Genomic DNA, 8283 nt, shown 5'->3' on the forward strand with positions numbered 1-8283 from the left:
ATAAAGGATTATCTTTGGGCGTATAACAGCGCTCGTCCATTGCGCGCCTTGAAAGGCCAAACACCGATTGGCTTTATCCTCAGGCAATGGCATAAACAACCACAGCTCTTTTTAACCGACCCAAACCCCTTCTTCCCGGGACCTAACACCTAGTTAAGATTTCATTAAATAGCGATTCAAGTCTTTACCATATTCTTCAGGGTCTACTTGACAGCCAAATACGGGATCAAAATAAACCTTTGATGCCTGTTCGCCTTCAAGGGAGAGAATCGTGTGTCGCGCAAACTCGACAACTTCGCCACCTTTCCAGTGGACGATCTCTGGTTTGGCCGACAGGGAGAACCTCATAGGTCCTGTTAATTCGAATGGCTGCAGTCCTTTCATACCTGCTGCCTGGCCGAGCATGTTGAAAATATGGGCAAAGGATGAGCAATCACCGTCCCGGCGGCCAATCATTTCAAATGGATCTCTGCTCTTATCCATGCGATAGATAAACAGTTTTTGTCGCATGTTCTGATGTGCCATTTTTTCAAGCTGCTCCAAGGCAGACTCAGTGCCCTCTATTCCAGTAAGAAGGCGAGACAGCGTGGGCATAAAACTCTGGGCGTTTCGCTTGTCCTCCAGCATCTTTCTCTGGAGTTCAGGATGATGGGGGTTTGGGCGATTAGCAATTAACTCAAGACGGCCTTGCGCAACCTTACTCAACTCGCTCTTGGTACGTTGAAGGTACTCCTGGTCTGGCGCACTTTTTCCTTTCTTTATAGCCATTTCGTGATTAATCAGCACACTATTCAGTATGGTTCGCGGACTTTGCGAGCCACTATTGACGCGACGATCTACAGGCTCCTCCAGAGCTATCAAGGCAGGTTCTGTGCGTTCTCCCATCTCTTTTAGGACAATGTTGACATATTCCTGTAGAGGACCTCGAGGATGCATGTCTTCACTATTCGACAGTCCAGTAATAGCACTCAAAAGTTGCTCTATTTGGATACGTCTACTGCTGGATACTCTATTTCCTGAATGAGTCTGATAGGCCAGAACAGGCTGGTGGGCTTGAGATTCAGAAGTGGCCTGATCGTGCAATAAAGGAATACTTCTACGTGATCTAGTGGTTGGTGACGCCAGTGTTAAGTCAAATCTTCCCCCAACGGTGAGACGACCTGAACTGAGTGCATGGTTATAAAGACGACGAAATGCAGGACTGGATTCATAGGACTTGATTAGAGTCTCCTTTAAAGCAGCCATCGTTTTGATATGGTCGGCCTGCTTCCCATCTGCTGACTGACCTTCGGCACTAAACAAATATTCGTCAAGACGGGCTAGCTCTATTCGAAAGCTATCGTCAACAGCCTTAAGATCATGTTGCTTTCGTAGAGTGCTAGGATTTTTCAGCTGCGCGTACATGTCGGAATGAGTCTCTGCGAGCTGCTGATCACTGCCCTTCAACTGTATACTTAGTTGCGTATCCGCTACACCAGATCGTGATGTGACTTGTAAGGGAGCGAGCATGGAACCGCCTTCTGATTCGTCATTTTCAGACGTTTGTGGTCGGCATTTTCGTTGGGTTCCTTTTACGAAGCCTATGTAAAACTTCCCGCAGCGGGCATAAGCTGATTAACCGCAAGTGAATCTAAGGCGGGAATAACTTAGAGGGCAACCCAAAACAACCACCCTTTGAATCATTGCGCTCATACCCCGACGGACAGAGCCTAAGCGTTAAGCCAGCATTTCCGCGACTGGACCTGTCTTCCTGATTCTTGCCATAACTTGACTGCTGTCTCTGCTAGATCGCTGGCACTACGCTAAAGTTGTACGCCTAAAGCTAATAGACTGGCCCAGGCAAGATGCCTAGTCGCTAGTGACCCTCAGCGCTCAGAAATACTCCCATACAGGAAGATACAGGGATGACAAGGAACGTTATATATCATGCTCGTACGGCATATTTTGAAGCGACGGTATGTCTGATTGCAGTGGGGTTAATGTAGATGCCCACGCTCGTTCAGATGCTTGTTGCAACGATGATTTTTCTCTTCGTGCACATATCATCCTTGGCTGCTGGCGCAAGGATGCTGGGAGTAACGATCCGCGAAGTAAATTATGGTATTGGTCCGTGTCTCCTTAGTTATGGCAAGGTCCGGATCAAGGCATTCCCCTTTTTCGGAACGCTGATAGTCAAGGATTCAAGGCTTGAAGTTCTGCCGCCTGAAGAAGTGCTCGACGCCTTTGATCACCAACCTGTCTGGAAGCAGGCGCTTCTTCCTTTGACGGGCCCATTTGCCGTGCTCTTGGTTGCGCTGCTTATTCTAGGGACTGCCGGGTGGACGAGCTTTTTGTCAGGGTTTTCTCAGATCATAGAGGGGGCACTTGCGCCGTTCTCAACGGCCCAGGCTGCTCTCAATGATTTCTCGAGCTTTGCTGCCGTACATTCCTCATCAGCAGTAGTTGCGCTTGTCCTCGTAAAACTGTCTGCCTTCAACCTGCTGCCATTTGCTGGTTTTAATGGAGGCAGTGCATTGATGGCCCTTCTAGAATGGGGGCGTCAGGATCTAGCGTGGCAGCAAAAGATGACAAGCGCGCTTGGTATATTAGGGCTTATTACACTTTCAAGCTGGCTGCTTGCGTTAGGCTTTTATGGTCTACCGGAGCTATTCCGTATCATCTATCCCTAACAGCACAATAACCAACGGTAAACGCGCGGCCAAGCCCCACCAGATCCCTGCGACAGGGGATGGTGTCCACTTAAAATACGTGGATACCATCGCCCTATCATCAGAATTGCCATGCACCAGGGACCATCTCCTTTAGAACTCAGATCGTTCAGGAATGCCTGCAGCTCTGCACGTCAATGGTTGTTGTATCAGCAACGCCAGAGCCTTGGATTACAACCTGAAGGCTTGGCTCTATACAGTATTTGGGAAATAGAGTTGAGCCTGTAGACAACAGCGCGGTTGAGAATTAGATCCGGCCATGGGGTCCTGGACGTGCACGGGTTATCTGCCAGGTCGCTACGTAGCGGTAAACGAGCAACAGCGATCACAAGCATGATCCAGGCACGACGCATGAGAGGCATACGATCCGTATGCCTCTCTCAGAAACGTGCTGACGCAGCGTGCAAGTAAGATCCTTAGAGTGTTGCCGGACAAGTGGATGTCCGCCAAGCAAGGCCAAGTAGCTTGGGGCTGTGTCAAGCGGCTCCTTCAAGAATGACAAACGTACCAGTTGCAACACCCACGCGTAGGGCTTTGGCCGCCTGGTATTCAGGGCTTTCATAGAAACGCTTGGCGTCGGCGAACGAGTCAAATTCGAATATCACATGCCGCTCATGGGCTTCACCCTCCAGGTTCTCATATTGTCCCCCCGCTATTACCTTGGGATTGAAGGGTCGCATTGCATCACCTGCGGCTCTGGCATAGTCGGCGTAGGCGGCCGCATCCAAAATGGTCACGTGCCCGATCAAGTATCCTTTTGGCATGTCTTTCTCTCTTTCAGTAGGTACATTCAACTCAACGCGTGGCGGTTATTACAGCTGCCTGCGTCCCAGGTATTGGGTTATGGTCAAAGGCGCTGCTTCGACCCCAACGGCGTGAAAGGTGCAGGGCGCCTGCTGGCATCCTGGTGATCAACCATCCACTCGGAGTAATAAGGAGGCAAAGCACTCACCGCCTCCAGGCGACCCAGCTCCTCATCCGTCAGGAGGTATTTACCGCACCGAGGTTAGCTTCGAGCTGGTCAATCCTTTTGGCGCCGATGATGACGCGTGTGGCATAAGGTTTGGCAAGCAACCAGGCAAGCGCCACTCTTGCAACGGAAACACTGCACGCATCGCGGATGGCGTCCAATACACCACTGGTGCCTGCGCCTTCGGCGACTGCCGCCGCCATGCGTTCGGTGTGGCGATAACCGGAGTGGTAAACGATGACAGTTCGGACAGGAATAGAGTCGGAATTCATGAAGGTCCTCTGCAGGCAGTGAAGACGCAAGCAATTTGAGAACTACTCTACTGAGTCCAAAATACGTTATAAACCATGTCAATCTGAACGCTCTGTTATCTTTCTGGTGAACAATGCCAAATCTTCAGGCACTTTTGATTTTTGCCCGCGTTGCGGAAATGATGAGTTTCACACGTGCGGCTGAAAGCCTAGGAATCCAGAAGGGACGGGTGTCGACGGTGATTCGTGGACTGGAGCGAGAGGTGGGCGCGACCCTCCTGCACAGAACGACACGCAGCGTGCAATTGACCGAAGATGGACGTGCCTTCTATGCACGCGCACGTGACCTACTGGCCGAAGCTCAGGACGTGCAGTCAATGTTCACGAACAAAGGCGCACCTCTGAGGGGGAGATTGCGCGTAGATATGCCGACTGAGCTGGCAAAGACCGTTGTGATTCCCGCTCTGCCCCAGCTGCTCAATATGAACCCTGAGTTGGAGATTGAACTCTCCAGCACAGATCGCCGAGTCGATCTTGTTCAGGAAGGGTTCGATTGTGTAATCCGTCTCGGGCCAATCGTTGACGACAGGTTAATCGCCCGCTCACTGGGAAAGTTGCGCATGATGAACGCGGCGAGCCCAGGCTATCTGGCAAAGCACGGCATACCGCAAACACTCGACGACCTGCTCATCCAGAGTCATCAGATGGTTCACTACACACCAACACTCGGCGCCCGACTTGCTGGATGGGAATATCCGGAAGGTAATGGTTATGCATCACTGCCGCTGCCAGGGGCGATACACGTAAATAACGTGCAGACCTATCATGCGGCGGGCCTGGCGGGAATTGGACTGATCCAGGCCGGCTATTTGGCCCTTGCGCATTACATCAAAAGCGGCGACCTAGTAGAGGTTCTACCCAATCTACGGCCCGAACCGCTGGCGGCATCACTCGTAGTCGCGCATCGGCGTAACCTTTCCCAACGCGTCCGGGCCTTCATGACGTGGATTGAGCATGTATTGGAACCCTATTTTGATTAGCTGCTTGAGTAGCTAAGACTTGATCCAGTCACTTGTCCTACCACAACTACCTCAAGACTTGCCTGCCATAAGCTTACGACCAACGGCTCAATGTTATCAGGGCCGCCTGATGCAGGCATACCATCACCTGGTTTAAGGCAACACGTCTCGCCCAAGCGGAACGAACTGTGCCTTTTGCCTGTTATATGGCGAGCAGAAGCTACGAGGGCAGCAAGGAATTCGGACTATTTAGTCTGCAGATTGGAACGTGTGCCGCGGTCGTTAACGCGACCGCGTTGCTCAAGCACTATCAAATGCACCTAAAGATGCTGGGGCCAACCACACGGGCACAAGTGGCGTACCTGTTTAGCCTAGCCGCTAGGGTTGATACCTGAGCGGGTATGTGCCATTGCTTTACGTATTGTAAGGCCCAGCCAGTATTCAGGTGTTCAAACTTGTGAACGGTTACTGAAGAGCTGACTCGCTAACTCCGTATGATTCGCTCCCTTTTATCAGATAAGCCTTCTAGAGAAGGCCCGAACGGAGCGACAAGTGTATGGATACAAGTCTTGGCAAACTCATTAGCCGGCATGGAAGAAGCAAGTCATCACTGTTCTTGACTGGATTATTTGCTGCCATCTTCACAGGAGTCGGCATTTTCGTGATGCTGCTTCCCATGCTCACTGCCAATTCAAATAGCCATATGGCGATAGGTGCTTCGGTCTTATATGGCATAGGCATTTGTCTTGCAGCGGTAGGATTGCTCCCTATAGGCGTTGTGTTGTACCTGCACAAGAAGAAGCCAATCGTATGTTTGCATGAAGAAGGACTTCTAATCGAAACGCCTAACAGCTCCAACAATTGCCGATTCGAGCAGATGGAAGATTTCTATCAGTTCACATACGGCGGTTTTGCCTTTAGGAAAGACCCCAAGACCCCGTGGGTATTCGTAAGAACCAGCACTGCACAGCATCGTCAGCTACATGACCAGGTGCTTGAGCGTCAGGTTGAAAAAAGGGGTCAGCTGCTTCTTTCTCAACTAAGCCAAGGCAACGCTGTTACCTTTAGATTTTTCTCTATGCTCGACGGCTTTAAGAAGAGCTTGGTTGCAACGAGCAATCTGGCCTATGAAACAAATGACATTGTGCTGACCCATACGTCTCTGACCATTGCTGGCAAAACTTATCTTTTAGAGGATATAGCGAGCCTGAAGAGCAATGCCTGGAGTGAGATTCTCAAGATTCAGGACAAAAAGGGAGCCGTTCTTTTCAGTACACACATATCTTCCGTGCTCTCTGCAGACCTGCTGTTCTCATTGATTGTTGCGTTGCAAGAACCGGTGAAAGCAAACATGGCCAGCGCTACTTACGCTTGATCAAAATTAACCAGACGCGGTAACTAGCTCAGCATTCAAAATTTGCGACCTACAAGATCCAAAATGTCAGATCTGGTTCTCTAAAGTAATTGACCCCAAAATCCGTGGTTGGTACCCGCGCGAGTATCAACCACGAGGCTATAAGAGACCTTTCCTGTAGTCCGAATCGCAGACACAGGCGATACCGGCGCCTGTAACCTGTGTGCAGGAATCGGAAAACACGGATGTCGAGGCATTAGGTATTACCGAATGCCTCCGCCTCCCTGAGAATGAAGGATGAGGCGGCTGCGCAATAGCAGCCAGCAGATGATGCGCTGGGCTCTAGCCGAGGCGTCTATTAACCAGGTCCCTATGCTAATGGGCTAAAGTCTTAGGGAGGCGGGAGATAAAGAGGTCTATACTGGTTCCAAAGAAGACGCCTACAAGCGGTGACGGTATGGAATCGGTAGATCGACTGATCGTTATCGGCACCTCGGCAGGAGGATTCAACGCCCTGCACTGGCTGCTGGCCAAGCTACCGGCAGATATCAAGGCTGGCGTACTTGTTGTGGTGCACATGAGCCCCAACGAGCAGGCGCTACTTGATATTCTCTCCCAACACACACAACTACCTATCCGCTATGCAAAAGAACTGGACCCAATTGTTCAAGGTGAAATTCTGATTGCTCCGCCTGACAGGCATATGCGTGTTGAAAACAGAAAGATCCGGATCGTGTATGGGCCTAGGGAAAACTTTGAGCGGCCTTCCATAGACCCGTTGTTTCGTTCTGCTGCCATTGAGTTTCGGGAGAATGTCATAGGCGTAACCTTGCCCGGTGACATGGAAGATGGCGTGCTGGGCATGGAGGCCGTCAAGTGCCATGGCGGGATTACCCTGGCTCAGGACCCGCTTGAAGCAGTCAGTCCCTTTATGGTTAATAACAGACTTGACCATACTCATGTCGATCACTGGCTTCCCATTAACCAGTTAGCGGCAAAGCTGGTAAGCCTAACCAACGAAGCGGTCGAACCGTCGCAACAGGACGTAGACTGGTTAGCGACAGAAGATCAGGTATCCAAGCAGCGATCCTCAGGTATTCCCGGGTTGGAAGCGATTGGTGCTCCCTCCCCGTTTGGTTGCCCGGAATGTCGCGGCGTACTCTATGAGATCAAGCAGAACGGGCAGTTTCACTATCGCTGCCACACCGGTCACTCCTATTCCGCCGAGATGCTTTCCAAAAGTCAGGAGCGGCTGGCTGAAGAGGCCATGTGGACGGCAACACGTGTATACGATGAGAAGGAAGCCCTGCACCTTCGGCTTGCCGAGCAGGCTCGAAAAAATGGTCAGGCGGAGTGTTATGAGAGGCACCCACAGGAGGCAGGAAAGGCACGATCGTGCTCGGCACGCCTGCGTGAGATGATTCGCCTCCACAGCAGTTAAGCCAGATCTGGACCATGGATTCGTCCCAGCTTTCTATACCTGCTTAACCTACTTACCAAAGGTCAATGAGTGAAAGGTCGTGGTAATTTCCAATTGGCTTCATCTCCCTTGTCCTCTTCGTATTGTCTTGTCAAACAGCAAGCGCAAGCAGAAAGACTAATGTGCTGACGCAGAAAACGCTGTCTCAACACTTATGAAAGCTGAAGTTCTGTTTTGCAAAAAGAGCAGAGCCAGGCAAGGGAATCACTTTCAGGATGAAGCGTGTAATGACATGGCCTCATCTCGCCGCATTCTTCACATTCGACACGACGAACAAGAGTATCCTCTTCATCGGGCAACACAGACACAAAGACCTCCACCTGATGTGTTTTGTTAAAAGACGATTATAAGGAGGCTACCTATAGCAGCCTCCTCTGGTAGTAACAGCTCGCAACACCACTAGCGCTTGGTGCGATCGGTAAGATCGGTATCTGAGTCATGAGTACCGCTCAGGTGCGAGCGAGTACCATTCTTCTCGATATCCACATCAGTACGACGTAC

Annotated in this window: 7 protein-coding genes; 4 read left to right on the top strand and 3 right to left on the bottom strand. The window is 50.9% G+C overall.

Features of this window, described 5'->3' with window-relative positions:
• Nucleotides 1-153 precede the first annotated feature (153 nt).
• Nucleotides 154-1509 carry a PipA/GogA/GtgA family type III secretion system effector gene (locus tag GM154_RS25365; RefSeq protein ID WP_219654297.1) on the bottom strand — a complete coding sequence of 452 codons (1356 nt, stop codon included), beginning with the start codon at nt 1507-1509 and terminating at the stop codon, nt 154-156.
• Nucleotides 1510-1985: 476 nt separating this feature from the next.
• Here GM154_RS25365 and GM154_RS25370 point away from each other — a divergent pair, with 476 nt between their 5' ends.
• Nucleotides 1986-2669, top strand: a complete 684-nt coding sequence (locus tag GM154_RS25370; protein WP_219654298.1) for a site-2 protease family protein — start codon at nt 1986-1988, stop codon at nt 2667-2669.
• A gap of 515 nt (nt 2670-3184) precedes the next feature.
• Here GM154_RS25370 and GM154_RS25375 read toward each other — a convergent pair.
• Nucleotides 3185-3472, bottom strand: coding sequence for a DUF1330 domain-containing protein (locus GM154_RS25375; protein ID WP_219654299.1), 288 nt, complete (start codon nt 3470-3472; stop codon nt 3185-3187).
• Nucleotides 3473-3689: 217 nt separating this feature from the next.
• A complete protein-coding gene (locus GM154_RS25835; RefSeq protein WP_258020058.1) occupies nt 3690-3950 on the bottom strand; it encodes an aldo/keto reductase in 261 nt (86 codons plus the stop codon).
• Between the two features lie 113 nt (nt 3951-4063).
• Here GM154_RS25835 and GM154_RS25390 point away from each other — a divergent pair, with 113 nt between their 5' ends.
• From GM154_RS25390 to GM154_RS25400, 3 genes are all read left to right on the top strand, one after another.
• Entirely contained in the window at nt 4064-4969 is a 906-nt protein-coding gene (locus GM154_RS25390) for a LysR family transcriptional regulator (RefSeq protein WP_219654300.1), read from the top strand.
• 535 nt (nt 4970-5504) lie between these two features.
• Nucleotides 5505-6323 carry a hypothetical protein gene (locus tag GM154_RS25395; protein WP_219654301.1) on the top strand — a complete coding sequence of 273 codons (819 nt, stop codon included), beginning with the start codon at nt 5505-5507 and terminating at the stop codon, nt 6321-6323.
• A 436-nt stretch (nt 6324-6759) separates the two neighbouring features.
• Nucleotides 6760-7743 carry a chemotaxis protein CheB gene (locus tag GM154_RS25400; protein WP_219654303.1) on the top strand — a complete coding sequence of 328 codons (984 nt, stop codon included), beginning with the start codon at nt 6760-6762 and terminating at the stop codon, nt 7741-7743.
• Nucleotides 7744-8283 lie beyond the last annotated feature (540 nt).

Source organism: Pseudomonas sp. MAG002Y (assembly GCF_019400845.1).
In the GTDB taxonomy this organism is placed as follows: domain Bacteria; phylum Pseudomonadota; class Gammaproteobacteria; order Pseudomonadales; family Pseudomonadaceae; genus Chryseomonas; species Chryseomonas luteola.

Excerpts from the sequence above, each read along its gene's own strand:
- GM154_RS25365 (WP_219654297.1), bottom strand. The coding sequence starts at position 1,509 with ATGCTCGCTCCCTTACAAGTCACATCACGATCTGGTGTAGCGGATACG.
- GM154_RS25370 (WP_219654298.1), top strand. The coding sequence starts at position 1,986 with ATGCCCACGCTCGTTCAGATGCTTGTTGCAACGATGATTTTTCTCTTC.
- GM154_RS25375 (WP_219654299.1), bottom strand. The coding sequence starts at position 3,472 with ATGCCAAAAGGATACTTGATCGGGCACGTGACCATTTTGGATGCGGCC.
- GM154_RS25835 (WP_258020058.1), bottom strand. The coding sequence starts at position 3,950 with ATGAATTCCGACTCTATTCCTGTCCGAACTGTCATCGTTTACCACTCC.
- GM154_RS25390 (WP_219654300.1), top strand. The coding sequence starts at position 4,064 with ATGCCAAATCTTCAGGCACTTTTGATTTTTGCCCGCGTTGCGGAAATG.
- GM154_RS25395 (WP_219654301.1), top strand. The coding sequence starts at position 5,505 with ATGGATACAAGTCTTGGCAAACTCATTAGCCGGCATGGAAGAAGCAAG.
- GM154_RS25400 (WP_219654303.1), top strand. The coding sequence starts at position 6,760 with ATGGAATCGGTAGATCGACTGATCGTTATCGGCACCTCGGCAGGAGGA.